27 protein-coding genes are annotated in these 26,136 nt (G+C 62.4%); 23 read left to right on the top strand and 4 right to left on the bottom strand.

Annotation, left to right across the window (positions count from 1 at the left end):
- Window positions 1-102: 102 nt before the first annotated feature.
- The 12 genes from WS78_RS28460 to terL all read left to right on the top strand — a co-directional run bounded on the left by WS78_RS28460 (window position 103) and on the right by terL (window position 16,781).
- On the top strand, window positions 103-600 hold the full coding sequence (locus WS78_RS28460) for a virion core protein, T7 gp14 family (RefSeq protein ID WP_156437419.1): 498 nt from the start codon (window positions 103-105) through the stop codon (window positions 598-600).
- Window positions 601-3,186, top strand: coding sequence for a hypothetical protein (locus WS78_RS28455; RefSeq protein WP_059580064.1), 2,586 nt, complete (start codon window positions 601-603; stop codon window positions 3,184-3,186).
- Entirely contained in the window at window positions 3,183-4,010 is an 828-nt protein-coding gene (locus WS78_RS28450) for a glycoside hydrolase family protein (protein WP_059580059.1), read from the top strand. Before WS78_RS28455 ends, WS78_RS28450 begins: the two co-directional genes overlap by 4 nt.
- Window positions 4,011-4,211: 201 nt before the next feature.
- On the top strand, window positions 4,212-8,567 hold the full coding sequence (locus tag WS78_RS28445; protein ID WP_059580054.1) for a hypothetical protein: 4,356 nt from the start codon (window positions 4,212-4,214) through the stop codon (window positions 8,565-8,567).
- Window positions 8,564-10,708, top strand: coding sequence for a phage tail fiber domain-containing protein (locus tag WS78_RS28440; protein WP_059580050.1), 2,145 nt, complete (start codon window positions 8,564-8,566; stop codon window positions 10,706-10,708). The genes WS78_RS28445 and WS78_RS28440 overlap by 4 nt, the downstream gene beginning before the upstream one ends.
- 304 nt (window positions 10,709-11,012) lie before the next feature.
- Window positions 11,013-11,729 carry a hypothetical protein gene (locus WS78_RS28430; RefSeq protein WP_059580044.1) on the top strand — a complete coding sequence of 239 codons (717 nt, stop codon included), beginning with the start codon at window positions 11,013-11,015 and terminating at the stop codon, window positions 11,727-11,729.
- Window positions 11,730-11,738: 9 nt separating this feature from the next.
- Window positions 11,739-13,781 (top strand): tail fiber domain-containing protein, encoded by a 2,043-nt coding sequence (locus WS78_RS28425; RefSeq protein WP_059580040.1) that lies wholly within the window; start codon window positions 11,739-11,741, stop codon window positions 13,779-13,781.
- A 34-nt stretch (window positions 13,782-13,815) separates the two neighbouring features.
- On the top strand, window positions 13,816-14,025 hold the full coding sequence (locus WS78_RS28420) for a hypothetical protein (protein WP_059580036.1): 210 nt from the start codon (window positions 13,816-13,818) through the stop codon (window positions 14,023-14,025).
- Window positions 14,025-14,312 (top strand): phage holin family protein, encoded by a 288-nt coding sequence (locus WS78_RS28415; protein WP_059580033.1) that lies wholly within the window; start codon window positions 14,025-14,027, stop codon window positions 14,310-14,312. Before WS78_RS28420 ends, WS78_RS28415 begins: the two co-directional genes overlap by 1 nt.
- Window positions 14,309-14,641 carry a hypothetical protein gene (locus tag WS78_RS28410; RefSeq protein ID WP_059580029.1) on the top strand — a complete coding sequence of 111 codons (333 nt, stop codon included), beginning with the start codon at window positions 14,309-14,311 and terminating at the stop codon, window positions 14,639-14,641. The genes WS78_RS28415 and WS78_RS28410 overlap by 4 nt, the downstream gene beginning before the upstream one ends.
- Window positions 14,638-14,919 (top strand): hypothetical protein, encoded by a 282-nt coding sequence (locus tag WS78_RS28405; protein ID WP_059580025.1) that lies wholly within the window; start codon window positions 14,638-14,640, stop codon window positions 14,917-14,919. The genes WS78_RS28410 and WS78_RS28405 overlap by 4 nt, the downstream gene beginning before the upstream one ends.
- Window positions 14,920-15,011: 92 nt before the next feature.
- Complete coding sequence (terL, locus tag WS78_RS28400) at window positions 15,012-16,781, top strand: phage terminase large subunit (protein WP_231752728.1); 1,770 nt, start codon at window positions 15,012-15,014, stop codon at window positions 16,779-16,781.
- Window positions 16,782-16,871: 90 nt separating this feature from the next.
- Here the strand turns inward: terL and WS78_RS36480 are convergent, their stop codons facing one another.
- Window positions 16,872-17,048, bottom strand: coding sequence for a hypothetical protein (locus WS78_RS36480; protein ID WP_156437421.1), 177 nt, complete (start codon window positions 17,046-17,048; stop codon window positions 16,872-16,874).
- A gap of 822 nt (window positions 17,049-17,870) precedes the next feature.
- On the opposite strand from WS78_RS36480, the gene WS78_RS28395 reads away from it, so the two are divergent.
- From WS78_RS28395 to WS78_RS28370, 7 genes are all read left to right on the top strand, one after another.
- The gene (locus tag WS78_RS28395; protein ID WP_373558828.1) at window positions 17,871-18,038 is read left to right on the top strand and encodes a hypothetical protein; all 168 of its coding nucleotides are present in this window, start codon (window positions 17,871-17,873) and stop codon (window positions 18,036-18,038) included.
- Window positions 18,039-18,090: 52 nt separating this feature from the next.
- On the top strand, window positions 18,091-18,438 hold the full coding sequence (locus tag WS78_RS28390) for a hypothetical protein (protein WP_059580003.1): 348 nt from the start codon (window positions 18,091-18,093) through the stop codon (window positions 18,436-18,438).
- A 200-nt stretch (window positions 18,439-18,638) separates the two neighbouring features.
- Window positions 18,639-18,863 (top strand): hypothetical protein, encoded by a 225-nt coding sequence (locus WS78_RS28385; RefSeq protein ID WP_059579999.1) that lies wholly within the window; start codon window positions 18,639-18,641, stop codon window positions 18,861-18,863.
- 111 nt (window positions 18,864-18,974) lie between these two features.
- Window positions 18,975-19,214, top strand: coding sequence for a DUF7249 family protein (locus WS78_RS28380; protein WP_059579996.1), 240 nt, complete (start codon window positions 18,975-18,977; stop codon window positions 19,212-19,214).
- An 11-nt stretch (window positions 19,215-19,225) separates the two neighbouring features.
- Window positions 19,226-19,438: a hypothetical protein gene (locus tag WS78_RS28375; RefSeq protein WP_059579993.1), complete on the top strand. Its 213-nt coding sequence runs from the start codon at window positions 19,226-19,228 to the stop codon at window positions 19,436-19,438.
- 13 nt (window positions 19,439-19,451) lie between these two features.
- Window positions 19,452-19,772: a hypothetical protein gene (locus WS78_RS36475; protein WP_059608743.1), complete on the top strand. Its 321-nt coding sequence runs from the start codon at window positions 19,452-19,454 to the stop codon at window positions 19,770-19,772.
- A 72-nt stretch (window positions 19,773-19,844) separates the two neighbouring features.
- Entirely contained in the window at window positions 19,845-20,294 is a 450-nt protein-coding gene (locus WS78_RS28370; RefSeq protein WP_059579990.1) for a hypothetical protein, read from the top strand.
- A 124-nt stretch (window positions 20,295-20,418) separates the two neighbouring features.
- Here WS78_RS28370 and WS78_RS28365 read toward each other — a convergent pair whose 3' ends face one another.
- On the bottom strand, window positions 20,419-21,111 hold the full coding sequence (locus tag WS78_RS28365; RefSeq protein WP_197419398.1) for a LexA family transcriptional regulator: 693 nt from the start codon (window positions 21,109-21,111) through the stop codon (window positions 20,419-20,421).
- A 576-nt stretch (window positions 21,112-21,687) separates the two neighbouring features.
- Between WS78_RS28365 and WS78_RS28360 the strand changes: the two genes are divergently transcribed.
- The 4 genes from WS78_RS28360 (at window position 21,688) to WS78_RS28340 (ending at window position 24,506) form a co-directional block, all read left to right on the top strand.
- Window positions 21,688-22,041, top strand: coding sequence for a hypothetical protein (locus tag WS78_RS28360; protein WP_059579984.1), 354 nt, complete (start codon window positions 21,688-21,690; stop codon window positions 22,039-22,041).
- Window positions 22,038-23,222 carry a tyrosine-type recombinase/integrase gene (locus WS78_RS28355; protein WP_059579982.1) on the top strand — a complete coding sequence of 395 codons (1,185 nt, stop codon included), beginning with the start codon at window positions 22,038-22,040 and terminating at the stop codon, window positions 23,220-23,222. The genes WS78_RS28360 and WS78_RS28355 overlap by 4 nt, the downstream gene beginning before the upstream one ends.
- Window positions 23,223-23,336: 114 nt before the next feature.
- The gene (locus tag WS78_RS28350; RefSeq protein ID WP_157131162.1) at window positions 23,337-23,549 is read left to right on the top strand and encodes a hypothetical protein; all 213 of its coding nucleotides are present in this window, start codon (window positions 23,337-23,339) and stop codon (window positions 23,547-23,549) included.
- Between the two features lie 519 nt (window positions 23,550-24,068).
- The gene (locus WS78_RS28340; protein ID WP_038750916.1) at window positions 24,069-24,506 is read left to right on the top strand and encodes a DoxX family protein; all 438 of its coding nucleotides are present in this window, start codon (window positions 24,069-24,071) and stop codon (window positions 24,504-24,506) included.
- A gap of 146 nt (window positions 24,507-24,652) precedes the next feature.
- Here the strand turns inward: WS78_RS28340 and WS78_RS36465 are convergent, their stop codons facing one another.
- Together WS78_RS36465 and efeB are read right to left on the bottom strand one after the other, a co-directional pair.
- Window positions 24,653-24,805: a hypothetical protein gene (locus tag WS78_RS36465; protein ID WP_226377247.1), complete on the bottom strand. Its 153-nt coding sequence runs from the start codon at window positions 24,803-24,805 to the stop codon at window positions 24,653-24,655.
- Window positions 24,806-24,843: 38 nt separating this feature from the next.
- Window positions 24,844-26,136: an iron uptake transporter deferrochelatase/peroxidase subunit gene (efeB, locus tag WS78_RS28335; RefSeq protein ID WP_059580312.1), complete on the bottom strand. Its 1,293-nt coding sequence runs from the start codon at window positions 26,134-26,136 to the stop codon at window positions 24,844-24,846.

The raw sequence follows: 26,136 nt of genomic DNA, 5'->3' as shown, positions 1-26,136 counted from the left end.
CCGCATTCGATCCGGGCCACGGCCCATTCATCGGATATACCCATGTGCGGTCCAGCAGTCGTACCACTGGTGATGCTCGCCGTATCGGCTGCGAGCGCCGTGGTGCAGAACAACCAGCAGAACAAGGCGATTGAGGCTCAGGCCGGTGCGGCCAGCAAGAGCCTATCGATGCAGTACCAGGCCGCTCAAACGAACCAACAGGCTCTCGATGAGCAGGCGTTCGAACAGCGGACCGACCGCGCCCAAGCAGCGGCGCGGCAGCTCGCGCAAGCCCGTGTCCTTGCGGCTCAAGGCAAAGGCTCGCTGGCGGCCATGGCCGTCAACATCACCGGCGCAGAAGCTGCTGACCTCTCCCGCATCGACGCGAGCGTCGCGAACCAGAAGTCCACCATCCGCACGCAAGCGGGCGCGGCTTCGATCTCGACCGAGAGCACGTTGGACGCCCTGTCGGCCCAAGGTCGCGCGAACACCGTCGGCACTGGCCTCGGTATCGCGGGCGCGGCGGCGCAGGCCGGTTCGTCTTACTACGGCAACGTGCAGGCCGAAAACACCGCCAAGGGGCTTCGTAACCACCGCCCGTACTTTACCGTGGGGAATTAAATGGCAGGCCAACAACAGCAGCAGTTTCGTAACGCCGCTTTGGCGCTTCCGGAACTGGACGCGACGGCGGCACCCGGCGTCACCACGACGCGAGCGCAAGCAACGGCGGCCCGTGTGGACGCCTCGGGCCAAGTGTCCGCGATCCAGTCACTCGCTAACTCGTTCGGCGGGTTCTTCGGGAATCTCCAGGGCGATCTCCAGCGGATCAACGCCGCTACGGAGCAGGCCCGCGTAGCCGACATCCACAAGGAGAACGAGGCGCTCGCGAAGCAGGCCCAGGCCGACCAGGCAGCAGGCCGCGCCCCTGACGAGGCCCACGCCAATCGCGAGTCCTACTGGAACGCATATCAGCAATCGTTCGCCCAGAACCAGGCGTTCGAGATGCAGCAGGAGCTAAGTGCGCGACTGCGAGAGATGCCGAAGGATGGCTCGGTGTCCCCTGAGGATGTCGCCAAGGGAGTCTGGAAGGACTTCTATGGCGCGGGTACTGGGGACGCCGACTTCGACTCCGCTCTCGTAGGCCGCTTCGGCCCCGCCGCGCAGACGATGGTGGCGCAGGCGTCGGAGCAAGTCGCGCAGACGCAGGAGCAGAATCACGCGCTGGAGATTCAGAACAGCGCAAACGCCCAGATCAACTCGCCGCAAGGTCTCTCGGAGGCGGGCTTCGCCACACTGGAGCAGCGCGTGCTGGCGTTGACCCGTGGGGACCAGACGCTCGCGGACAAGATGATCGGCGGCTTCATGGGCAGCGTGCGCAACAAGACGCAAGCCCTGGGACTCCTCAACGCCCTGGAGCAATCCGGGTGGGCGGACCGCAACCCGGTTGCCTACGACAAGATGTCCCACGATGCCGTGCAGCAGATTCAGACCGTCAAGTCGATCCAGGCGGCGCAGGAGGTCGATGGGGTTCGCCTCGCGGCCATTGCGCTCAAGGCCAATCCGAACGCCACGCCCGAAGATTGGGCGCAGTTGGTGTATCAAGCGAATCGCGTGGACTCCAATCACGGCGTCGGGATGGACAAGTTCGGTCCCGTTTTCCAGGGGCTGCTGGAGGCGTCGAAGCAGCAGGCCACCATCAACTACATGTCACTGGCAGAACGTGGCTACAACGGCTCACACAACATCCACACCATCGCTACCCTGGCGGGCGTAGACCCCGCCGAGGCCGTGAAGAAGTCCTTCGACAACTACATGGTCCAGAAGCTTCAGGGCAGCGGCCAGTACCCGGCGCTCGCCGCATCGATGCAGGGCAATGCCGGTCTCCCGGACCCGCTTGCGTCGGACCAGGCTGGCTCGGAGTTCGTGGGGTGGGTGACTGCCCCCGGCATCCGGGACATCTCGGACGGCACGATGCCCCCGCGCATCCAGAAGGACCTGACCTCGGCTATCAAGTCGGGCGACCCGGACCGCGCTTCGCGGGCCTGGCGCGTCATGGACCGCATCCACGACATCGTGGGCGATCACGCGTTCGGTCAGTATCTCGGGAAGGACGACGAGGCGTCCGGGATGTACTGGGGTGTCAAGGCGCTCGCCCCGACGAACGGCGACGTGTCCCAGGTCTACAAGGCCATCCGCGATGGCGGCATGGACTCGAAGGTTCTGGAGAAGGTCGGTAACGGCGGCAGCATCAACTGGGAGCCGCTGCTCCCCGGTAAGAAGCAGGCCGACGTGGACGTGGCGGTCAACAAGGCGATGGGCAAGGCGATGCTGGACGACGTGGGACGCAAGGGACTCATCTGGAACCCGGCGACCTCGATGTCCTCGGACCTCCGCCAACAGTTCCAAGGTATCGTCATCAAGCAGCTTATGGCTCAACGGGCCAACGGGAAGGTGGACCTGGACACCGCAGTCGCGAATGCGGCGACGGTGTTCAAGGGGACGCGCATGGCGACGGTCGGTATGAACGGTGCGGTGAAGATCATTGAGGACCCGTTCGCCGGTAAGGGCCGCGCGGCGGACTCGCCAATCAACGCGGACCCCAATCACCCGTACTCGATCACCAAGGGCTACGCGCCGATCTACTCGTCGTTCCCGATGGCGAACAAGGCCAACGCGCCTGAGGACCCGTTCAAGACGGCGCAGGACGACCTGGGCCATCTCAGCAAGGCGCTCCCCGGCCTCGTCCCGGACTCCGCTGGTTTGTCGCTGAAGCGCCCGGACCGCACTGGCCTGTCGGAGATTCACGACTCGATGGATAACCCCATCATCCTCCACGCGGGGCAGAAGCTGGCCGTCCGTAACAGGACCGCCCCGCAGCCCACCACGACCGGCGCGGCAGTACCGAACTCCGCTGGCAGCGTAAGCGCTGTCGGGAAGGGGCCATCCGTGGGTGAACTCGTGCAGTCTGAGGTCCCCTCGGACCCGAAGGCGGCTGCGAAGTTCTTCAAGGACAACCTGCCCCCTGGCGTGTTCGCGGTGTACGACCGGGAGCACAACCAGTACACGCTCAACTATGGGTTCCGCCTCCAGGTGGGTGATGCCAAGGCCGCCGAGATTCGTGCGGAGAAGGCCAAGACATTCCGTGACACGGAGGCTGAACGTCGGGCCGTCGCGGCCCACAACGCTAACCCGCTGTTCGTTCGATGACCGACACCACTGACGTATCACTCGACCCGGCGCAGATCACGCACAACGCTCTCCAGAACATCCTCGACGCAAAGACGATGGGCGGTGAGCTGCGCGTGCAGCGCCAGGTCGATGCGCAACCCGCGACGGCTGGTCCTCTCTGGGACCTCCCGTCGTTCTCGCAATACCTGAAGGAGAACACCGCAGTAGTCCCTCCGTTCCCCGGAGCGGCGCAAGACGGCGGCGGCTGGTTCGCCCAGGCCGACAAGGCCATCGGAGGGAGCGAAGGGTTCGAGGGCCGCGCCTATCACGGCGTCTATTCACCCCTACGTAAACCGGGCGATCCCTTCGTCAAACCTGGGCAAGTATCGGACGCCACGCAGTCCGAAGTGTCCATCGGCTACGGCTACAACCTGACCGGCAACCCGGACTCCCGCCAGGTCTTCGAGAAGGTGCTCGGCATCGGCGCGGCGGACTTCGACCGAATCCGGAACGGCGAGGGGGGCATCTCGCCCGAGCAGGGCCTGAAGCTGCGACAGTACATGATCTACCAGGCCAACGCCCAACTCGACCACCTGATCGGCGGAAAGCCGCTCACGGACCACCAACGGGCCGCGCTCGTCTCGATGATCTACAACTTCGGTCCCGGCAACTTCCAGAAGACCGGCGTACCGCAAGCCATCAAGGCGGGCGAGGACGCGCAGGCGATTGCCCAGAAGATTCGCACCGCGTCCTCGCGGCAGCGTGCCCTGGGCGCACGGCGCAAGGCCGAGGCCAACCTGTTCCTCGGCGTCAGCGGCGCGGCGGAACAAGTCGCGTCCACTACCACCAACTACACCCAATGATCTTCAAGCTCGCAAAGGGCTACGGCGGTATGCGCTGTTGGTACGAGCGTAGCCGTAAGCACAACATCCGTTCGTACCACGTTCTTTCGCTCTCCCGTCTGGTCTCGGCTAACGGGAGTTGCTGGAAGCTCATCGTAGGCCCGTTCGCATTCGCGTTCGGCTTCAAGTAGCACCCTCCCGCTTCGGCGGGTCTCTCAAACTATGGCAGACACGAACCAAACACCCAATGTGGTCGAGGCGGTCCCCGCCGACTCTGGCGTACCGCTCAAACCGGCTCAAGCGGGCTACGTCCCCGAGGACGTTGAGTACACACACCTGACTCGCCCCGACACGATGGACGTGGCTGCTGCGATGTGGCGCTCCACGACGCTCGTGGGCCAGCTCATCAACAACTACCGCGACCCTGACATTCAGGCGCAGTCGGACCGCTCGTTCAACCCGTACACGCACATCGAGCATAACAAGGACCAGTACAAGGATCTTCTGCCGCTGGTGACGGGCGGCTCCATGACGTTCGAAAGCGTGGACTCGCTGGCCGCCTTCGAGTCCTGGGCATCGGCGCAACGCCGGAACCTCAAGGACCGCGAGTCCCTGGCTGCTGCTGATACATGGCAGTCCGTGGCGACCATGCCCGTCTCGATGCTCGACGCGACGCTCCTGCTCGGCCCGGTGGCCGAAGGCGCAGCTGCGCTGACCACGGCCCGCCTCGGGTCCGGCCTAGCCGCAAGCGCTGCACGCGGCGCAGTTATCGGCGGCCTCGACATCGGCGCACAACAGGCGGGCGTCTACGCGCTTAACGACTCGCAGACCGCCGAGGAAGCGTTCATGAACATCGGGGTCGGCATGTCGCTAGGTGCTGGCCTCGGCGCGGTATTCCGTCACGCCACGCCGGACAATATGACCGCGATCCGTGCGGGCCTGCATCCGGACAACCTCGACAATCCGGTTCCCATAAACGAGCACCACATCGGCCAACTGCCCGAGGAAGGTTACGCGTTCGGCGCGGACTCCATCGGTGCGGCTCGCGCCACGGCAGACACTGATACGCTCATCGCCACGTCGAAGAATCCCATCGCCCGTGCGGTGGACTGGGCTACGAAGCTCGGCAGCTACACGCCGCTCCAGCGGCTCGGTGGCTATTCGAATGCGCTGACGCGAGACTCCATGCTCCGCTTGATGGACACGGGGGGTCTCCTGACGCGTGCGATGGCCGAGGGTAAGTCCACGGGCCTCGAAGCTGAGACCCTGAAGACGGTCTACGAGCAGCAAATGCAGAACGTGCGGCACAAGGTGTCCTCGATCTACCAGGCCGCCAATGCTGACCTGGGCCAATCAGGTGCGCGCACGGGCGCGGGCAACGTGGTCAACACGCTCACCCAAGGGTCCAAGGACATCAACGCCGTCTCACAGAAGGCATTTAACGATGCGGTCGCGCTGATCCAGTACGGGTCGAACGCGCAGGCGACGAACGAGGTTATCTCCAAGGCAGTCATGGATCGGCTCACGGCTGACGGGCTTTCGCTCGACCAGGCCAAGGCTGTACACCGCCGCGTATACGAGGCCGAGAAGACCTACCACGAGGCATACGAATCCATGAAGGACGAGGCTATCAAGCACGGTTTACTGGACACCGAGAACCTCGTGGAGGGCCGGTACGGGATGCCGCAACGCTGGATGCACAACGGCGTCGATGCGAACGCAGAGAAGCTCAAGGGCTTCTTCATGGAGCACCTGGGCGACAAGCCGACCGATGACTGGCTCCGCGAGAACGGATTCATCGCTGACCCGGCGCGGCCCCGCGTCGAAGGTGACGAGGCACTCCCGGAGTCCTGGGCCGCCCTGAAGAAGTCCGGCGATGACACGATGGTCAACTCTGTCCTGCGTCAGTGGGCCGGGGAGCAGCAGGACTTCCAGAACGCATACCTCCAGTCGAAACTCGCTGATTACCAGCAGCGGCAGTTGAAGGCGCAGGACCACGCCGCTGACATCCTGGGCACGCTGAAGGGGCAGGAGAAGGACTGGCGTGGCGCGAAGCTCAAGGAGATGCGGACGGCGGCACGGGACATCGAGCGCCGCTCCGTGCTGCGGTCTGTCGCATCCGCGCAGCTGAGGACGCAGCGGGCCAGTGAGAAAGTGCAGGCTGCACTCAACCGTCTTGGCGGTGACGAGTCTGTCCTGGGCGATCTCCAGCGCCAGCTGACCGATGGTGGCTACGCGCTGGACGAGGCCGGTGAAGCAGTAGCCAAGGCGCGTGCGCGTCATGCAGAGGCGCAGAAAGCCGCTGCCGACACGGGCGAGGCTAAGGCTCTCGTGGATGCGCTGAAGGGCAAGAGCGATACGTTGCTCGCGGAGAAGCGGGATGTCCTGGGGGAACTCAAGGATGTCCGCGCAAACCTCGAAGGCACCGAACTCGCACGCGCACGGAATCCGCTCAACCAACAACGAGCCGAGCTACACGCGCAGCGGCAGGCCACACGCACCGAAATTCAGAAGGTGCGTGAGGAAATCCGCGAGGCACTGGCCGAGCGCAATGAAGCGAGGGCAGACCTCCAGGAAGCCAATCGCAACTTCGACGCTCTGGCGAACCAGCAGGCCGAAGTGCGCCGTTGGCACGACGCCGCAGCGAAGGAGGTCAACACCATCGTCAACAGCGAGGGCGACGCACTGCTGGCTCCTGGGCTGCGCAAGGAGTTGGATGACCACATGGCTGCTGCTGCGGAGTTGAAGCAGACGCTGGACGAGGCGCGTGCTGCGCGGCGTCTCGCATACGACACGATGAAGAAGACGGGCATGGAGGCTCGGGCCGCTGCGAAGGCAGCAGATCGGGCGGCAAGCCAGCTTCGGAAGGTTGCGTTCCAGGCCCGCCGTGGTATCGCAGAACTCTCCCCGCTCACGCAGTACGTCGATGACCTGGTGAACTCCCTTCGCGGGACGGACCGGGCACCGCGTGGCATCTTGCTCGACAAGTCGCCCACCTCGGGCCGCCTGAAGGAGCGACAGTTCCAGTTCAACATGGACGAGTACCGGAAGCTCGTGGACGGCGGGTTCCTTGCGGGGAATGCCGACGACGCGTTCCAGGGCTACTACAAGGACTTGGGCGGCCAGCTGGCGGCACATCGCGCCCTGGATGGCCGAGACATCGGGGACATCCTGCGGGAAATCCAGGACGACTACGACGCGCACATCGGCAGCGTAGCCGACCCGAAGGAGCGCCAGGCTCTGCTGGCCGAGAAGAAGTCCGCGCTGGACGATGTACGTCACGCACACGACCGAATCCTCGGCAAGTACGACGTGAAGGATCACAACGGCCTGGTGTGGGCGGCAGACCGGCTGCGCCAGATGGGCGTCGTTCGCTACATGGGCGGCTTCGTGTTCTCGGCAATCGGGGACCTTGCTACGGCAGCGCTCACGGCCAAGGGGGCCGCCCTCAAGTCCATCGCGTTCAAGGGCGCACGGGACTACCAGTACATCCTGAAGCAGGCCGCTAAGGGCGACAAGGACGCAGAGGAACTCAAGATGATCCTTGGCTCCCTGGAGACCGGGGCGCACCTGAATTCATCGGACCGCTCTTTGGGCACCGGGGAAGCCGCAGACATCATGGGCTTCGGCACCGGCCGCACCCGGCAAGTCACGCGTTCCATTGAAGTCGCCATGAACACGGCGGCAGACTATGGGAACAAGCTGTCCCTGTTGAAGGGATGGTCGGACAACATTCGGCGCACCGCTGGTCTCGTCCAACTATCCAACGTCCGTAAGTGGGTCTCCCAGTACGACACTCTCGACAAGGGCAAGGTCGCCCAACTGGGGGCACTGGGCATCGGGGAACCCGAGGCTCGCCGCCTCAGCGAGTTGTTTGAGAAACACGGCTCGGAGATGCGGCAGGGCCTGTTCTCCCCTGGGATGTCCAAGTGGCTCGGTGAGCGTGACGGCGAGCACATGAAGTACGTGCTGGAGTCCGCGCTCATCAAGGCGCAGAAGCGGGCCTCGTACACCTCGGGGTACGGCAACCAGCCGCTCCTCATGGACAAGTGGTACGGGAAGATGTTTCTCCAGTTCCAGACAATGGCGATGCAGTTCTCGAACAACTTCATCCGCGCTGGTGTGCAGTACGGGTTCGTCACCGGGGACCACATGCGGTTCGCGTCTGCTTTCGGGACGGCGCTGGCGGCTGGTGTCCTCATCAACGTTATCGCGACGTTCCGCAAGGGGCAGGACGTGGGCGACCAGGAGCCGCAGCAGTTCGCGTACAACGTGATCCAGCGCTCGGGCCTGCTCGGTATGGCGGGGTCCTACACGGACGCCGCAGTGAAGCTCACGGACCCTGTGCTCAACTCGAACTTCGGGTGGACGCTCGGGGGTGGTGCTTCGAAGTTCTCCCAGAACTCCTGGCTCGCGAACCTCATGGGTCCGTGGAAGGGGAACGTGGAGACCCTCGAAAGCATCGCAGCGAACGCGCTCAACGGCGACCTCGACAAGGTGGGTAAGAAGGCCCTGTCCCTCGCCCCTCTCAACCAACAACTTCAAATGATCTCGCGCATCATCTCAACCAATCAGTGACGTTTCCAACGACGTACCAGACGGACGGCAGCGCGACTGTCTGGTCGTTCGACTTTCCGTACCTGGATCGTTCGAACGTCTTTGTGACCGTCAACAGCGCAGCGCGTAAGTTCTCGTTCGTTGACGACCACACAATCAAGTGCGCAGACCTGTACGGAAACCCGTTCCCTGCGGGTCTGCCGCTTGTCATCTCTCGGGCCACGCCCGACCTCATCACTCTCGCGGAGTTCAAGGACGCCGCGAATCTCACGGCCGAGGACCTCAACCGCGCAAGGCTCCAGTGTCTGTTTCTGATCCAGGAGCGTAGCGGTGGTATCGCGGGGTCCGTGGGCACGGTCATCTCGAACATGACCAACGAGATCGAGACGATCTCCGGAGCGCTCAACGACCTTTCGTACATGCAGGGGGTTCTCCAGGCTGGGATGGGCCAGTTCGACGGCCTCAACGATCGCCTCACGAAAGTCGAGAACAGCGCCCTCTCGCTGCTCGACCAAATCCAACAGGAGATCGACAACCGAACCTCTGGCGAGTCAGCGCTGTATCAGCGCATGGACAACGTGGACCTGAAGGTCGGCAACCTCGCTGCGTCGGTACGCTCGGACATCACGCTCCTGCAATCGGGCAACGAGATTCTCGCGGCCAAGACGGACCAGTTGTCCGCACACCTTGACGCTCTGGCGAACGGCGACGACACCAACGACGGTAGCGAAGAACTCGCGGCCTCGGTGATCTCGGCAGCCATCACGCAGGTTAAGCAGGACGCGGATCAGAACAACAAGCGCATGCTCCTGGCGCAGAAGGTGGATGCGCTCGAAGTCAAGATGTCCGATGAGATCGACGGGAAGCTCAAGGAAGTCTCGGCGCTGATCCAGACAGAGCAGCGTGCCCGTATCGAAGCCGACGCTGGCCTCGACGGGAATATCAAGGTGATGTCGGAGCAGATCACGACGCTCCAGTCGCAGATCAACGACAACCTGGCGGTCATCGTTCAGGACATGCACACCCAGATCGACCAGACGAACGGCAAGGTCAGGAACCTGGAGGCGCAGTACACGCTGAAGGCCCAGGTGACGCGCGATGACGGCACGGTAGTAATGGGCGGTATCGGCGTCGCCGCGACTGCGAACGACGAGTACGTCGGGTCCAAGATTGCCCTGATGGCGAACGACGTGGTCTTCTGCGATCCGAACAACGCCAACGGCCCTCTGGTCCCGTTCCTCGAATCGGGCATCGTTGACGGCTCGCCTACGCTCGTGGTCCCCTCAGCCCGTGTGGGAGACAAGACACTTCCGGGGCGTGTCCTCGTGGACGGTTCGGTGGAAGCACGGAGCATCAAAGCCAACACCATCACGGGCGACAAGATCGTCGGTGGGTCCATCTCGGCTGACAAGCTCCAGGTAGGTCTCGGCGTCAACCTGCTCAAGAACTCGACGCTCATGAACCTGCAAGGGTGGTACACCTGGTCGGGCGATGGCGGGTCCGGTGACTTCGGGAAGGACAACCCGGACTGGACGGTAGCGGGCGGGCACACGATGTACGTCCGCTCGGCGGGGCAGTGGGGGACCCTCGATCCCAACGCCGCGCTGGTCGGCGTGTACGCAGACAACGTACCAGTGACCGGGGGCAACTTCTACGAGTTCTCGGGCTACGTAGGGGTCCACCGATGCGCCGCTAACGTCGGAGTGGAATGGTTAGATAGCAACGGAGCCATTATTTCCGCCGCCGGGTTTGGCTCGGCGGGCACCCAGACCGGCGTGGGCCAGGCTGGAGGCGGCAAGGCGCTCACCGGCTACATCCGTATCGGCGCTATCGCGCGGGCTCCGGCTAACGCAGCGTCGGCTCGTCTCCAGTTCCACAAGGGGATGAACGTGGCACCTGACACGGACTCGTGGCTGTTCGTCACGCAGCCCATGCTGGCCGAGACGTTCTCCGGTGCCACGCGACTGTCCCCGTACTCCCCTTCGGGCCTCGGAACGCTCATCACCCCTGAGGGCATCTCAACGCCGTCCCTGTCAGCCTTGTCGGCAAATATCGGATTGCTGCGCACCTCAGCATCCGGTCAGCGTCTTGAGATCGACGGGAACCAGCTTCGGGTCTATGACGCAAACAACGTTCTGCGCGTTCGCGTGGGGGTGTGGTAATGCCATCTGGTCTTCAAGTGTGGGGCGCGGACGGCAGGCTGATCCTGGACACGTCCCACCGTTGCGGGCGGGTCAAGGGTTTCACGTACGCTAACGGCAGCGCCGGGAGCTACAACATCGACCTGTCCGACGGGACGCCATTCTGGTCCTTTCAGCCGGACTTCCTATTTCGACACATCGCGGGCAAAAACCCGATTCCCACCGTTACCGTGACTTCGACTGGAATCTCATGGACCTATAGCAGCCCTGACCTCCCAGGGTACGTCTACCCGATAACGGGCTATCTATTTGTTGGAGTCTACTGATGGCAGCAGGGTTTCAAGCGTGGAACGACGGGAACCTAGTACAGATCGATGGGATGACCCCGAACTACCAGATGGTCCGGCGAATCACTACGCACACGCAGCAGACCAGTTTGAAGTACGTTCAGAATAATCCGGGCACTTGGTACTACACGAGCCGCTGGTACGCGCAGTTCACCTTCACTGCGTCCAACCCGCTGTACGCTTTCGTGGGATCGGGCGGGGTGGGGGTGACTCCGTGGAAGTTCTCGCGTAACGGGAACACCTTTACGGCGGAGTTCATCGCTGTGTCCGAGTGCGATATCACTTTGTTCGTCTGGGACTACGCCGAACCGACCAACCTGGGTTTCGGCCTTCAGGTGTTCAACGCGCAAGGCACACTAGTTGCGGACGCAACTACGCCGTTTTGCCGCGTAATCGGCGTAGTCGAGGGGACGTATGTGGACGGATACGGCTGGCGCAACGGTGGATTCGGGATGCCGGGGGCTAACTCTCAGTCAAGGGACTACGGCGTTCCCGTGGCCTTCGCCGGGGCATGGCCTGCTGCGCTTTGTGGGGATAACGTCAAATTGGCGATGTCCGCTTTCGCTTGCTCTGGAGGCAGTATGACCTGGTGGCTCCACCGCTATATGGACGATGGCTACTGGAAAAACTTCGTGGGGTTCGCGGACAACGCGCACTACCGCTTCATGGTCTTGGATATGACCGGAATCATTTAAAAGGAAAGCATGCCGTGGTATTCGACCGGAACCGTTGCAGTCACGAACGGCTCCACTGCCGTCACCGCTGACGGCTCCAAGTTCATCGGTAACGTCAAGCCCGGTGACATCTTTGCGGTCTTGAATGATGGGCACATCTACGAGATCGATCAGATCGTCTCAGCGACGCAACTGACTCTCAAGCGCCCCTACGCGGGCGAAAATGGCACGGGCCTTGGCTACGACATCATCCCGTCCGCAACTTTCTTGAAGTCCCTTGCGGCCCAGGTGGCAGACCTTATCGCTCTGTACAACGCCGTGCCGCAGGGCGTCGCGGACTCCGCGGCCTCTGCTGAGGCGGCTGCAAAATCGGCGACGGCCTCGGCCAACTCCGCGACGGCGGCAGCTTCCGGCAAGGACGCGGCAGCGGCAAGCGCCACTGCTTCGGCCACCTCGGCCTCGGCTGCTGCATTGTCGGAGTCTCACGCAAGTACGTCGGAGGCAAACGCGGCGGCGTCCAAGGGCGCGGCGGCCACGTCGGCCGCCAATGCCAAGACGGCAGAGGTCAATGCAGCCGACTCGGCATCTGCGGCGAAGGCCGCAGAGACTAACGCGAAGGCATCCGAGGGTGTCGCGAGCGCCTCGCAGGCAGCGGCGGCGGCGGCAGCGGCCAATGCGAAGACTTCGGAGACCAATGCTGCGGCCTCGCAATCAGCGGCGGCAACGGCAGCGTCCAACGCGAAGGCTTCGGAGACCAATGCAGCGGCGTCCAAGAATGCTGCGGCTACGTCGGCGTCCAACGCGAAGACCTCGGAGACCAACGCTGCGGCCTTGGCCAACAGCATCGGGAACGCTGAGGCCAACGCGAAGGCGTCCGCTGACGCTGCGGCTAAGTCCGCGACGGACGCTGCTGCGAGCGCGGCGGTCGCCTCCGGGGCAATGACCGATGCGCTGACCAAGGCCAATAATCTGTCGGACGTGGCGGACAAGGCGGCGGCCCGGTCGAACCTTGATGTGCCGGCCAATGCTGATCTGACTGCTGTCAGCAATAGCAAGGTAAGCAAGAGTGGCGCTGTAATGACTGGCGGGTTGGCATCTCCGTTTTTCCAGTTGAGTCAAGGGCATGCGGATAGCGACACTACGAAGTCGATGATCTACAACGACACGGGTACGCGGAATGTCGTGGTTCGGACCGGCCCGAGCACGTCGTACCAGTACTACGTCTTCGACGTGGACGGAACACTCAAGCTCCCGCGTAGGCCGCTCTGGAATTACACGCCGTGGGACACCGGCAACTTCGATCCGAACTCCAAGTTGAATCGCGGCGGCGACACGATGGCGGGGCGGCTTAGTCTGTCCGGCTCCAATTGGCAGGCGGACCTTGGACTTCGTTCCGGCAGCAACGACAACACTTGGACGTATCTCCGCGCACGCCAAAGCGGCGGCATCGACATCATCAATAACGCCTACAACATGATTACGTGGGCTCTGGATGACTGGGGCAACATGTTCACGCGCGGGATGCATGTGATGCAGCCGAACGGGAATTTGTTCTGCCAATATCGAAACGCGTGGATGAGCGACATCCTCAACGACCTGTACAACCGCGACGACTCGAAGATTGATTGGGGTAACGCCAACGCCCGCTGGAACAATTCGTGGCAAGTAGCGGACCACCTCTTTGAGGCCCGATGGGACGGCGGGGCGGGGAACGTCAACATGTTCATCGACCATACGTTCGTTGCTTACGTCGCGCGTAACGTGTCGGATATGCGTTTGAAGACGAACATTGCGCCCACCCAGGAAGACTCCCTCGGCAAGGTGAACGCCCTCGCGTTCAAACAATTCGACTGGCGGCGCGACGGTAAGCGACAAAGCCTCGGCCTCATTGCGCAGCAGGCGAAGACCGTGGACGAGTCGTTTGTGTATCGCCCCCCCGGTGACACTCTCGACCCGACTACTAGTCCGTTGACGCTGGATACAAACGCCCTCCTGCTAACTGCGCTCCATGCGATACAGCAACTCAGCGCGGAAGTTTCCACCCTCAAGGCGCAATTGGCACCCGCCGCTTAACCCCTCCTACAACTACCTCACTACTAACATCAACATGGCAGACAAGAAACTCATCTGGACCAAGAACGGCCAAGTCTTCGCAGTGACCTTCCCCGGCGAACGCACGGACAACACCTACGGCACCCTAGCCGCCGAAGTGGATATCGACGCCCCGATCGGCGTGGGCGATATCTACCCGCCGACGGATGTACCAGATGTGCCGAAGAAGGGTGCGAAGAAGGCGGCTGGCGCTGAAGCCGCGTAATGGACGGCCAGTTCTCCTTCCGTCAGTTCCTCGCGGTCCTAGTCGGCATGGGCTTTGTTATTGGCCTGGGGAAGCTCCTCGCTTCCAATGAGAAGTTCACCTGGAGGCTCGCCATCGGGCGAGCCATCGTCAGCTCGGGTCTCGCCGTCGCGGCGGGTGCCCTGCTGGCATTCATCCCTGGCATGAGCCAGATGGCCGTCATCGGCCTGGCGGCGGCGTCCTCAGTCCTCGGTGAGCAGTTCCTGGAGAAGCTCATCCACCTCCGCGCTGGAGGCTCTGGCAATTGAGCCGGGGCCGCCCCAAGCGGCTCTGGATTCTCGGGCGGAACTTCGGTATCACCGAGACCCCCGAGGACTCCCGTGACGCCGTGTACGGCCTGATGGACCCAGACTCCCGCACCATCTACATCACCGATGGCATGGCGGGGTTCGATGAAGTCGATACAACCATCCACGAGATCATGCACGCAATCCGCTTCACCCAAGGCCGTGAGAACGGTGGAGAGGTCGAGGAGGACTACGTGCGTTCCCTGGCAACAGGGCTGACCAACGTATTCCGTGACAACCCCGGACTTCTCCGGTGGATCACTACAACTCTCAAACATGACACGACGTGAGTGACAAGCGCGAAGTCATCCAGCAGAAGTTCGAGCAGTGCCTGCTGGATGGCCTGACGGGGCAGCCCCTCGTCAACAAGGAAGGCCCGGTGATCGATCCGACGACCGGCGAAGTCCTGAAGGGTCCCCCGGACTCATCGTTCCTCTCGGTGGTCCGGGCGTACCTGAAGGACATCATGGACCCGAACTCGAAGGAGAAGGTGCCGCAGACCGGCAAGGCTCAGGGCATGCTCGCGCAGTTCGAGCGAAAGCTACCGTTCGGGGCACGTCCTAATTGAACGGTTGTCCTTGGTGGTGGGAGTCGGAAGACCCCATCCGGGAGGACTTCCGCAATCTGCTGTTCCTCATCTGGGAGCACCTCGCGCTCCCCATGCCGACCCCGGCTCAGATGGACATCGCCTACTTCCTCCAGTTCGGTTGGGCAGGCTATGGCATCGACCAGGATGGCAACTACTTCGAGTGGTACGGCCAGGAGGAGATTGAACCTGACCGCACAGGCTGCGTTCGAATGGGCGACGCGGACAACATGTTCCGCGAAGACATCATCGAAGCGTTTCGAGGTATCGGGAAGTCCTACGTGACTTCCGGGTTCGTCCTGTGGCGGCTCTACCGCGACCCGTTCCGCGAGAAGATTCTGGTCATCTCGGCCTCTGGCAACAAGGCCAAAGAGTTCGTCTCGATGACGAAGATGATCCTATTGAACATGGACATCTTGGCGCATCTGCGCCCACGGGAAGACCAGCGCGATACCGCGATTTCCTTCGATGTCAACGGGGCCTCGATCTCCCAGTCGCCTTCCGTGCGAAGCGTCGGTATCACCGGCCAGATCACCGGCTCGCGTGCGACGCTCATCGTTGCGGACGACATCGAGGTCGTGGACAACTCCCGGACTGAAGACGCCCGTGAGCGACTCCTACACAAGACCAACGAGTTCGCGGCGATCAAGGTGACGGGCGGGGCAGACGTGATCTACCTCGGGACGCCTCAGACGGAGGAGTCCATCTACACGAAGCTGATTCGCGAGATGGGCGCTACCGGCTGGATTCTTCCGGCGCGGTATCCGCTCCCCGACAAGCGCGAGTCCTACGTGTTCAAGCGCGAGGGCATGGCCGACCTGGACTGTCTCGCGCCCCGTGCGCGACGCGTAGACCTCGACGCTGCTCTCCAGTGGAAGCCCACGGACCCTGAGCGATTCAACGAGGTGGAACTCCAGGCGCGTGAGGCCAAGGGCCGCTCGTACTTCGCACTCCAGTTCCAGCTGGACACGTCACTGTCCGACGCGGAGCGTTACCCGCTGAAGCAGAGCGACCTGATCGTGATGGCCTGCAACCCGTTCAAGGCCCCCCAGATTGTCCAGTGGGGGCACGACAACAACGGGCGCAACAAACGTGTCGACATCAAGAACGTCGGCTTCACGGGTGATCAATGGCTGGCCCCGCTGTTCGTGGATAGCGAGTGGCGTGAGTACGAGCAGTCCTTGCTGTTCGTTGACCCCTCGGGGCGCGGCAAGGACGAGACTGCCTGGGCCATCGTGAAGACGCTCAACGGCATGCTGTACGCCGTGGCGAGCGGTGGCGTCTCGGGTGATCCTGGGACGGCGATGGCTGAGATCGCGATGGCGGCGAAGACCCACAAGGTCAACGAGATCGTTGTCGAGCCGAACTATGCTGGCGCAGTCTGGATCAACGCGTTCGAGCCAGTAATGGCGAAGGTGTGGCCCGCAGAGAAGCCAGGCGACACCGCAGGCTGCACCGTGCGGGAAGCTGAGTGGAGCCGCACCCAGAAGGAAGTCCGCATCATCGAGACGCTCGAACCGGTCATGGCTACGCACCGCCTGGTCGTGGATGAGCGCGTGGCGTCGGATGCAGTCCTGATGTACCAACTGACGCACGTAACCCGCGAGCGGAACTGTCTGCAACACGATGACCGCCTGGACGCACTGGCGGGCGCGGTGGCCGAGTTGGTCGCTACGCTACGCATCGACACGGACCAAGCTGCACGTGAGATGAAGGAGGCCGAGGAGGAGGCACTCCTGGAAGACTTCATCGAAGGGTGCCTGCGGAATGCGGCAGGGGACTACGCGCTGCGGACGTTCGAAGGCGAACCCGTCTACCAGCACGATCACTTCGCCCACCTGTAAAGCGAGTCACTGAGAAGCCCCGTGGCGGCCTGGTGCTCCTGGTGTGTAGGCATGCCTACCCCGGAGATCACCGGGCCGTCCTGGGGCGTCTCAGCGCGTCTCAGGCTGTTGCTGCTCCCCCTTGCGGCTTAGTCCTGCCCACGCCCCTACGGCGATGGTGAGCACCACGACGCCGATGGCGTAGTTGACGAACACGGAGTCACCGAACCCGATGGGAAGCACGGCGAGCGCCACGATCCCGAGGAGCCACGCGATTACGAATTTCATACGATAGCCATGTTGCTGTAAGTGAGCGGTAGGGTAGCATGAGGCTCATTTTTCTCCGGAAAATGCGCGGCAAGGTGTCCGCCCGCCCGCGAGCCAATTTCCCCCCTTGCGGCCCGGTACGGCCCTGGGGCGGAACGAGGGAATCTCAGCACACACGGGACGGCCTCGGCTGCGCCCTGACGTGCACGGAATCCGTCACGGTGCACGGTGCATCGCGGCTAACCCGTTGATCTATAAGGTGTTGTGGCGCACGAGCAAAGTTCTACTAATACGCTCTGCCGTGTTCTGCGGGCTTCGCGGCGTGGCACGGGCTGTCACGGCGACGCCTGCGCGTCACTGGCCGTCACGGGCGGGCGCGTGCTTTCGTTTGCTTGCGTGCACTTGCGAGCCTCTGTTTTTTTGGTCTCTGGGGTGCTCGCGCTTCGCGCTCGCTGCACGGGACGGCGCATGCTGCACGGGCCATCACGGACGCCCGAATAACTCAGCACAGGGTGATACCGCTGGGCCGCCTATGCCTCTATATGAGACCTGAGACCGCCTGCGCCGCATGGCTTTCCTTTGTTTGTCGCTGTATGCGGCTGCCCTGACCAAACCCAAACGACCCAATGACTCACGGGCCATCACGGGCAGTCACGGAGCATCACGGGACTGCACGGAATACCCGACTAAAGCGAAAGGTTATAAAGTGAGTTGTTGACATGGTGTCAAATCGCGTTCAATATTCGACCTAACGCAGCGAACGAAACGCCGCGATGTAAAGCGAGTCACTTATTCAAAGAAGGGGTTAGAATGGCGCAGACAGCATCACAAACGGGGAAGCCCTTGGACATTCTCAAGACCGAGGCGGAAATCGCCAAGCTACAAGTGGAAGCGGGTAAGTTGCTCGCTGAGACCCAAAAGCTGAACCGGGAAAGCCGGTGGATGCCGCTGATGTACGCGGTTGCCCTCGTCGGCGCAGTGACCGCGATTGCAAAGCTGTTTGTGCACTGACCGGGCCAAAGGGCGGGCTAAGGCTCGCCCGTAAGTAAAGTGAGTTGATGATATGAACAAAATTTACAAGATCGACGCGGACGGCTCCGGGGAAATGTTCAACGGCTTCCCTGAAGAAAAACTAGCCCGTGAAGTCATCACGACGGCGGGCGTGGATGCTTTCGACGCAATCGAGATTAGCGGCTGCATGTTCGTTGCGGGCGATTGCGTGGAAGCGTGTACGGAACCGGACGACGTGCCAGCATTCTTCAGTGTCTATCTGCACTGGAAAACGGGCGGGGTCGAATGTGTCGGCGACCTTGCGACGGCAGAACGTGCCCGCGCCTATGCCGCGCAAATCCGCGACGCGTTCGGATGGCCTATCGAAATCGACCGCACCGATACGGGGGTCCGCTCGTGACTTTTGCCGAACTGTTTCAGCGACAAACTTTGATGCCCGCCGAACTGGTCGAGCCGCTGACGCTTGATGAGATTGCGGACGCCATCGATTTACCCGCAAGTAAAGCGAGTGAATGAGAAGTAAAGGACGAAACCCGGAGATGTTCCGGGGCCGCACGTAAGGCGTGCGCTGACGAGTCCAAACACTGAGGAGTAGCAAGCATGAAAACGATCGATCTCACGCCTACCTGGGGTGAAGTGGGTTTGCTGTATGCACGGCTGGCGGCATCGCGTGAAGTCAAGGCGCTGGAGCATATGCGGCCCGAAGCGGCCCGCGCATTCGCGGCGGCCCAAGCGCTCCAAGCGATCACGGCGACGTTGACTGACACGCAGGCGGACATCGTAGCCCGGACGCTGGCGGCCGAACTCACCAAGCAAGGTTACTGATTCCCTAGCCCGCGCATGCGGGTAGGTCGAAACACCGGGAGGGGGCGTGGTAACGGCCCGGTGTCTACGCGTTAGGCGCGTACTGATGAGACCAACGAAACGGAGTAGAGCATGACGAAGTACAACGGACATAAGAACTGGAATCACTGGAACGTCAGTCTGTGGATTAACAACGATGAAGGCTTGTATCGCATGGCGCGATTCTGGGTGGTGCGTAATCGTCGCAACGGCGGCAAAGAGAAAGCCGCCCGCGACATGCTCGATGAACTGCACGGCATGAGCAACACGCACACGCCTGACGGCGCACCGTACAGCGTCAGCAGCATCCGCGCCGCAATGGTTGGCATGTAAGGAGGCGTGACATGTCGAATGATAAGAACATCGAGTTTCTGACGAAGCTCCAAGCCCTGCTCGCCGAGTATGGTGCGACCATCGCATGGTCGTGCAGTCCATACAGTGACACGCACGGCATTTACGACGAGGCCATGACCATAGAGGTTGGCAACAAAGAAATCGCTCGTACCGAAAGCGGGTGGCTGGATGCCGTCCAGCTGAAACAGATCATCGGGGACTGACACGGGGGGCGTTATGTTCGGAACGAAAATAATGAAGGGCGGGCGCGTCATCGGGGCGTCAAAGAACCTGCGCGGCATGCGGGATTACGCGCGGAAGTCTCCTGTTGCCTGCGTTGAAACGCTGCGTTCGCCTGCGAACCGGCACAACGGGCAGCTTACCGTGACCTATGCCGATGGCGCTTACTGCACGGCGCATTTCGCCTGTTACGAAATCATGATCGACTGGGTACGGGCGCGGCGGTCATGGCGACAGGCGCGGCACGTAATGCGCGATGAGGACATGGGCTATCTGACCACACCGGGCCTTGTCACGTCCAAAAGTAAAGCGAGTTGATGAGGTCGAAACCCCTGCGCGGGGTCTGCACGTAACGCGTGCACTGATGAGACCAACTAACGGAGTCCGACGATGACCACACACAACACGATCAAGGCGGCGATGGCTCGCGCATTCTTCGCGTCGGCGTATGCTGACCAGTGGGACGAAGCGGGCATAACGGGCCTGAATCCGTCCGGCCGCGATTGGCTGGACATGACCCCCGAAGATACCGACCCGGCCGCGCTGCATGCTGCTGACGTGTTGACGAATGATCTCGCGCGGTCGTATCCGAAGTGCCGAAAGGATGGCGCGTTTTCGCTCGATTTGCTGTACGCTGCCGCCTGTGCCGTGCAGCGGCGCGGAGACACGCTAGACGGCGACCGCGACCTGACGCCCGCCATGTTCGGTCATTACCTTGCCATGCAGGCAATGGGAACCGGCGTAGGGCTGCGCGACGCGTTCGGGCGTGCGGTGGGCGATGCGATCCGCGTTCCGCGTGTCGAATTCGGCGGTTGCTCGTTAAGCCGCGATTATTTCTAAGGCTGCGCCGCCGCTGGTCGATAGGGCGCGTACGTAGGACAGCCTGAGCCCGCCCAAATCCTCACGCGGAATAACTCCGCACAGGTTGACCGCCCAGGGGTCCCTTCGATCTATAAGAGGTAGCTCAGAGCTGCCGCCCGTACCAAACCACGCGCCCCACAATGCAGAACTCCCGCTGATCCTCTGGGCTACTAAGCGCCACTTCGTAAGGCGGGTAATCCGGGTTGGCCGAGATCACACGCACGGTAGCGGCTCCGACCCACTGAAGCCGCTTGACCAGCATCTGCCCATCAAGCCTGAGCACGTAGATGCCATCCTGCGGCGCGGTCTGCGCATGGTTGATGAGGATGTTGTCGCCCTCATGCAGCACCGGATACATCGAGTCTCCGTGAATCCGTAGGACGCTAAGGTCCTTGGGGTCGGCATGCAGGTAGTGCTCGACCCAGTGTCGGCGGAAGGCCATCGTGAACTTCGCCTTCGCCTCATCGCCAAGCCAAAAGCCTGTACCGGCCGACGCCTTGACATCGTAGCGGGGCACGTAGACGAACTCGCTACTCGCAGCGTTCGCGCCAGCTTGCTCGGCGGACACCAAGCTACCATTTGCTAACTCGGCTCGCCCAAGCAACCAATCGATTGAGCGCCCGGTCGCCTCGCTGATCGCGAGCAAGCCCTCAGCTTTCGGGATGCTCCCGCGCTTGATGGTCTGCAACAGGCCGTCCGAGATGCCAGCGGCCCGCCCCCAACTGTACAAGTTCTCGTGACCTATCGCGCTGTACAGACGCTCAAGGAACGTAGCGGCCAATTCCGCGTCCGTCATGACTTCCTCCCGCATGTGATGAGGCGCATGCGCCCCGCGCGAGTGTACGCGAACAGACAAGCATTTGGGAGTTTTCAATCGATAGATTTACTCTATGTGCGACCAAATGGCAATTAATAGATATTGTTTGGGAGTTTGCATATGGTCACTTACTATTCTTTCTGCGGCGGCTGAGAGCGCCGCGCTGTCGGGGTAAGAAAAGGAGAGTGATGTGAAGCGAGTGGGTTAGAGGATTTTGCTTATAAAGCGTCTTGGTGTATATTCGCGAACTCTAAAAACACTCTGTTATTTGGAGCATCACCATGACCGTGAAAGTTGACGAATCGACACTAACGCTTCGCGCTCGCTTCGGCCAATGGTTGAAGGCACAGCGTGAGGAGACAGGGATGACGCAGCTCGAAATGGCTGTGTATCTCGACTACGGATACCCCGTGTTCGTTAGCCAAGTTGAACGCGGCGCATCCGTTTTGCCTGAGCACGACATGCGCGTGTGGGCGGAGCTACTTCGGGTCGATTCGGCGGAGTTCGCAAAGCAGTACCTGTACTACTGCAGGCCGTTTGTGTACGAAGCCATGTATGGGAAAGACCCTTATGCACTCGAAAAACTTCCGCGAAGCGGAAAGACAATCAAAGCAGCAGCAAAGCCACGAGCTAGAAAGCCTGCATCAACAAGCAAGTAAGGCCTTTGCGGAGGGGCGTATCGGGGAGTATGTCGAGGACATTCCTGGTTGGCCCTGGTTCGCTGCGATTTTCGGCGAACTGGAGATGACGGCTGCGTACTACCCGACCGACAATGACTATGTGGTGATGACCGTGGAGCAGCAGACCATTCTGCGGTCCTCTGCGGATGCTGGCCTCGGCCCGGTCATGGCGTTTCTACAGCGCCTGTATGTCGCTCAATCGGCAAGCGAACAAGTGGAGGGTGTATGACTCTCTATAAGCGGCCTGACTCCGATATGTGGTGGTACAAGTTCGAGGTGGAGAAACGCATGTATCGCGGCTCCACTAAGACGACCATCAAGCGCGACGCGCAAGCAGTCGAAGTCGATAAGCGACGTGAAGCACTGGAGGACATCCGCCTTGAGCGTGCTGGCGTAAAGCGGCTCACTCTTTACGAGGTCGCTGTGAAGTGGATTGCTGTTACCGCGCGTACCCACAAAGACCATGCGGGCAACGTCAACAGAGTCCGGCGACTCTTTGGTGATCGGCTGCGGCGTGTGGGTTTCCACGAATACACGCTGGTCGAGGGGGATCGTCCTGGTCTACCGAAAACGCTGATGGTGCATGAACTGACCCAAGGTCACTTGGTGGGCCTCAAGGCCAAGCGTCAAGCTGAAGGGCTTTCGGACGGGACGATCAATCTGGAGATCGGTTTGGTCCAGACGCTCATGGGATACGCGGAAAGCCTCAATGCGGTGATGCCAGCCAAACCGATCATCTGGAGCGACAAGCGGAATCGCGCGGCGAGCCTGAAGGTGCGCCGGACGAAAGGGAAGCTCCGCTGGCTCACGTTGGATGAGGAGGCGGCGCTTCTGAAAGAACTGAGGCGGCGCATTCGTCCGGGAGATGTCTCCGGGCAGGACAACCTGGACCTCGCCACATTGCTGCTGGATACGGGGGCGCGGTACATGGAAATCGCGCAGATGCGCTGGCCCCAGGTGGACCTGGAGACCGGCGTGATTTATCTGTACCGGTCGAAGGTTGATAACGAGGGCGGCCTGCGGCTCACGAAGCGGGCGCTGGAAATCTTGAAGCGTCGCCGCGAAGACACCTGGCCCAGGACCTTCGTGTTCCCGGCACAGGTGCCTTCCGAGCAGGCGCGGAAAGCTTGGGCGGCCGAGGACGAATGCCGGGGGCACTCGGCTCGCGGCATCCAGGCGGCTATCGAGGCGTGCGACCTCAACGCGGACCCGACGCGGGACAAGGTGACACCTCACACGTTTCGGGACACGTTCGCATCACGGTTGGTGCAGAAGGGAGTCTCGCTGTTGAAGGTGCAGCATCTGCTCGGGCACGCAAGCCCGACGATGACTCAGAAGTATGCGCACCTCTGCCCGGACAACACTGGGCGCGAGGCGGCGGACATCCTCGATGGGTTACACGCGGAATAAATCAGCACAGGGTGACGACCCTAACGGAGACGCCTCTCGAAGAAGCGCAACACTCCGTCCGGGTCAACCCAACCCAAGGCTCGCTTCGGCGGGCCATTTTTCATGGAGGGCATCATGCACCCGTGGGTGATCTTGTTGCTTGTGCTGGCGTGGCCGGTGAGCGGGGCGGTTGCGTTTATATACGACTGGACGCGAAAGTGGGATTTAACGCTGGACGAGGTGGCACTCTTGCCGTTAGCCGCTATAGGCGGCCCGTTGATGGCTCTGGCAATTCTGATTGAGCGCAGTTCGTGGGATGGGGTGCTGATTCGGAGGAAGCCCGAATAACTCAGCACAGGGTGACGACCCTATGCCGGATAGCCGGGGTAGTAGGTTGCGAGGGTGAACAGCGCAGTGAACTCGTACTGGCAGTTCTCGCAGATGTATTCCTGGTGGACGGTGGTGCTGCCGACGCTACAGGCACCAGCAGTTACTTTGGCGGAATTGCAGGCGGGGCAGATGGTCCTACTTGTCGTAGCTACAAGCGCCTGCCAATCATCGGGATCGATCATAGGGGTAGAGAATAACTCAGCACAGGGTGACGGCCCTAACGGCACGGTGCAGTTACCCGTCACGTTAGAAGGCACATAAGCCCTCTCGGTGTAAAGTGACTCGCTTTATGATGTCGTGGTAACATCGTGATTCTGCTGGAGAAATTCTAGCATCGAGTTGGGGATTGGAAGCGCCGGAAACGTATTGCTACAACCTTTTGCTTGGAACGACGGACGAGACCTCCTATTCTGGCGGATTTACGAGATACGCCGCGCGCGGCGCGGCCCTCGTCGATCGATCATCAGGAGGTCATGCATGGCGCGTTCCGTCGATTCCGGCGTCATATTCTTCGCACGGCTCCTGCTCGCCGTGCTGTTCCTCTGGGGCGGCGCGATGAAGCTTCTGGGCTACGGCGAATTCGTCGGTTATCTGAAGGGGCTCGGCGTGCCGTTCACGCAGGTCGCGGCGCCCGCGATCGTCGCGCTCGAAGCGCTGGGCGGCCTGCTGCTCGTCGTCGGCTACAAGGTGAAGCCGCTTGCGCTCGTGCTCGCGCTCTACACGATTGCGACCGCGCTGATCGGACACAACTTCTGGGACGCAACCAATTCGGCCTTGCAGCGCGACATGGCCGTGCACTTCTGGAAGAACGTCGCGATCGCGGGCGGCTTCCTGCTGCTGTACGTGACGGGCGCGGGCGGTGCGAGCATCGACGGCGCGCGGCGGCCGTCGTCGTCGTATGGCTCGCTGCGCTGAGCGCGTTGCGTGCCGTGCAACGCTCGCGATCATCGTGGCGCGTTCGAATCCGATTCGACGAGCGAACCCGCGACGCGCTTATTTTCCTGCCCGATGAATGATGCGGCGCCGCGTGCGCTTCGCCGGCGCGCGGCGCGCGCTCACGCTCAGCGCGGATACGCGATCACGTCGTCGTCGACCGCGATCGCGATGCGCTCGCCCGCCGGCGCGCATCGATAGCCCGGCACGCGAGCGCGCACGCGCGCATCGGGGGCGTCGACGAGCCGCGCGTCCAGATAGGCATCCTGTTCATGGCGCAATGCCTCCTGCAATGGTTCGGAATCTTGATCGTCGGCGCTTACGCTTCGAACAGCGCGGCGCCGATGTACGAGCCGGGTCGTGCGCCCGGCGGGCAAGCGAAGATCGCGCTGCCGACGTGCGTCGTGAACTGGTTCATGATGTCCAGCTTCGCGAGCTTCTCGTTGATCGGGATGAAGCCGCGGCGCGGGTCGCGCTGGTGCGCGACGAACATCAGCCCCGCGTCGTATTCGGTCTGCTGGCGCCACGGCGGCCAACGCTCGATGTAGAAGTTCGTGCTGTCGTTGTACGAGTACGCGCGGCGCAGGATCTGCGCGCCGTCGTTCAACTGCGGCGACGCGAGGCGCGCGTGCGAGTTGTCGGGAATGACCGAATTGCCGTCCTTGTCGACCGCGTCGAGATCGAGCGGCTCGAACTCGCTCTTCCGGCCGAGCGGCGCGCCGCTGTACTTGTGGCGGCCCACCACCTGTTCCTGGAAGCCGAGCTCGGTGTTGTCCCAGTGCTCGAGCGTGATGCGGATGCGGCGCACGACCGTGTAGGTGCCGCCGTTCATCCACGCGGGGCCTTCGCCGCCGGCCCAAACGAATTCGTTCATCGCGGCCGGATCGGACATCGGCGGGTTCATCGTGCCGTCCTTGAAGCCCATCAGGTTGCGCGGCGTCTCGCCGGGCTTGCCGGACGTGAAGCCGGCCTGCCCCCAGCGCATTTGCGCGGCCCTCGCGCCGATGCGCGCGAGCTGGCGCACCGCGTGGAACGCCACCTGCGCGTCGTCCGCGCACGCCTGGATGAACAGGTCGCCGCCCGTTTTCTCCGGCAGCAACTGGTCGCCGTTGAAGCGCGGCAGGTCGACGAGCGCGGCGGGGCGGTGCTTCGCGAGCCCGTAGCGATCCTTGCCGGCGAGCGTGAACATGCCGGGCCCGAAGCCGAACGTGATCGTCAGCCGCGCGGGGCCCAGGCCGAGCGCGTCGCCGCCGTCGACGGGCGCCGCGTCTTCCCCGCCCGACGTCACGAGCGGCTGCGCGGTGTCGCCGCGCGTCAGGCGCGCGGCGGCGTCGGTCCAGGCCTTCAGGAGCGCGATCACGTCCGCGCGCGTGGTCGCGCTCAGGTCGAGCGCCGCGAAATACGCATGGCGCTGCTGCGGCGTCGCGATGCCGGCCTGGTGCGTGCCGTAGAACGGCTCGACGCCGTCTTGCGCGGCCGCCGCCGCGGGCGCATCCGCCGCCTTCGCCGCGGGCATCGTCGACGCGGCGAGACCCGCGGCCACCGCCGCGCCGCCGGCCTTGAGGAAGCCGCGTCGCGCGGGGCGCGGCGGCGCTTTGAGATCGTCTGCCAT

The organism is Burkholderia savannae (assembly GCF_001524445.2).
Lineage (GTDB): Bacteria > Pseudomonadota > Gammaproteobacteria > Burkholderiales > Burkholderiaceae > Burkholderia > Burkholderia savannae.
Note: the sequence above shows the minus strand (reverse complement) of the source record. Positions and strands in the feature narration are given on the sequence as shown.

What these genes read in the sequence shown, in the direction of transcription:
- WS78_RS36475 (WP_059608743.1), top strand. Translation starts at nt 19,452, where the DNA reads ATGTTCGGAACGAAAATAATGAAGGGCGGGCGCGTCATCGGGGCGTCA.
- WS78_RS28380 (WP_059579996.1), top strand. Translation starts at nt 18,975, where the DNA reads ATGACGAAGTACAACGGACATAAGAACTGGAATCACTGGAACGTCAGT.
- WS78_RS28375 (WP_059579993.1), top strand. Translation starts at nt 19,226, where the DNA reads ATGTCGAATGATAAGAACATCGAGTTTCTGACGAAGCTCCAAGCCCTG.
- WS78_RS28355 (WP_059579982.1), top strand. Translation starts at nt 22,038, where the DNA reads ATGACTCTCTATAAGCGGCCTGACTCCGATATGTGGTGGTACAAGTTC.
- terL (WP_231752728.1), top strand. Translation starts at nt 15,012, where the DNA reads ATGCCGACCCCGGCTCAGATGGACATCGCCTACTTCCTCCAGTTCGGT.
- WS78_RS28360 (WP_059579984.1), top strand. Translation starts at nt 21,688, where the DNA reads ATGGGAAAGACCCTTATGCACTCGAAAAACTTCCGCGAAGCGGAAAGA.
- WS78_RS28455 (WP_059580064.1), top strand. Translation starts at nt 601, where the DNA reads ATGGCAGGCCAACAACAGCAGCAGTTTCGTAACGCCGCTTTGGCGCTT.
- efeB (WP_059580312.1), bottom strand. Translation starts at nt 26,136, where the DNA reads ATGGCAGACGATCTCAAAGCGCCGCCGCGCCCCGCGCGACGCGGCTTC.
- WS78_RS28385 (WP_059579999.1), top strand. Translation starts at nt 18,639, where the DNA reads ATGAAAACGATCGATCTCACGCCTACCTGGGGTGAAGTGGGTTTGCTG.
- WS78_RS28370 (WP_059579990.1), top strand. Translation starts at nt 19,845, where the DNA reads ATGACCACACACAACACGATCAAGGCGGCGATGGCTCGCGCATTCTTC.
- WS78_RS28365 (WP_197419398.1), bottom strand. Translation starts at nt 21,111, where the DNA reads ATGACGGACGCGGAATTGGCCGCTACGTTCCTTGAGCGTCTGTACAGC.
- WS78_RS28415 (WP_059580033.1), top strand. Translation starts at nt 14,025, where the DNA reads ATGGACGGCCAGTTCTCCTTCCGTCAGTTCCTCGCGGTCCTAGTCGGC.
- WS78_RS28350 (WP_157131162.1), top strand. Translation starts at nt 23,337, where the DNA reads ATGCACCCGTGGGTGATCTTGTTGCTTGTGCTGGCGTGGCCGGTGAGC.
- WS78_RS28450 (WP_059580059.1), top strand. Translation starts at nt 3,183, where the DNA reads ATGACCGACACCACTGACGTATCACTCGACCCGGCGCAGATCACGCAC.
- WS78_RS28430 (WP_059580044.1), top strand. Translation starts at nt 11,013, where the DNA reads ATGGCAGCAGGGTTTCAAGCGTGGAACGACGGGAACCTAGTACAGATC.
- WS78_RS28425 (WP_059580040.1), top strand. Translation starts at nt 11,739, where the DNA reads ATGCCGTGGTATTCGACCGGAACCGTTGCAGTCACGAACGGCTCCACT.
- WS78_RS36480 (WP_156437421.1), bottom strand. Translation starts at nt 17,048, where the DNA reads ATGAAATTCGTAATCGCGTGGCTCCTCGGGATCGTGGCGCTCGCCGTG.
- WS78_RS28340 (WP_038750916.1), top strand. Translation starts at nt 24,069, where the DNA reads ATGGCGCGTTCCGTCGATTCCGGCGTCATATTCTTCGCACGGCTCCTG.
- WS78_RS28420 (WP_059580036.1), top strand. Translation starts at nt 13,816, where the DNA reads ATGGCAGACAAGAAACTCATCTGGACCAAGAACGGCCAAGTCTTCGCA.
- WS78_RS28390 (WP_059580003.1), top strand. Translation starts at nt 18,091, where the DNA reads ATGAACAAAATTTACAAGATCGACGCGGACGGCTCCGGGGAAATGTTC.
- WS78_RS28445 (WP_059580054.1), top strand. Translation starts at nt 4,212, where the DNA reads ATGGCAGACACGAACCAAACACCCAATGTGGTCGAGGCGGTCCCCGCC.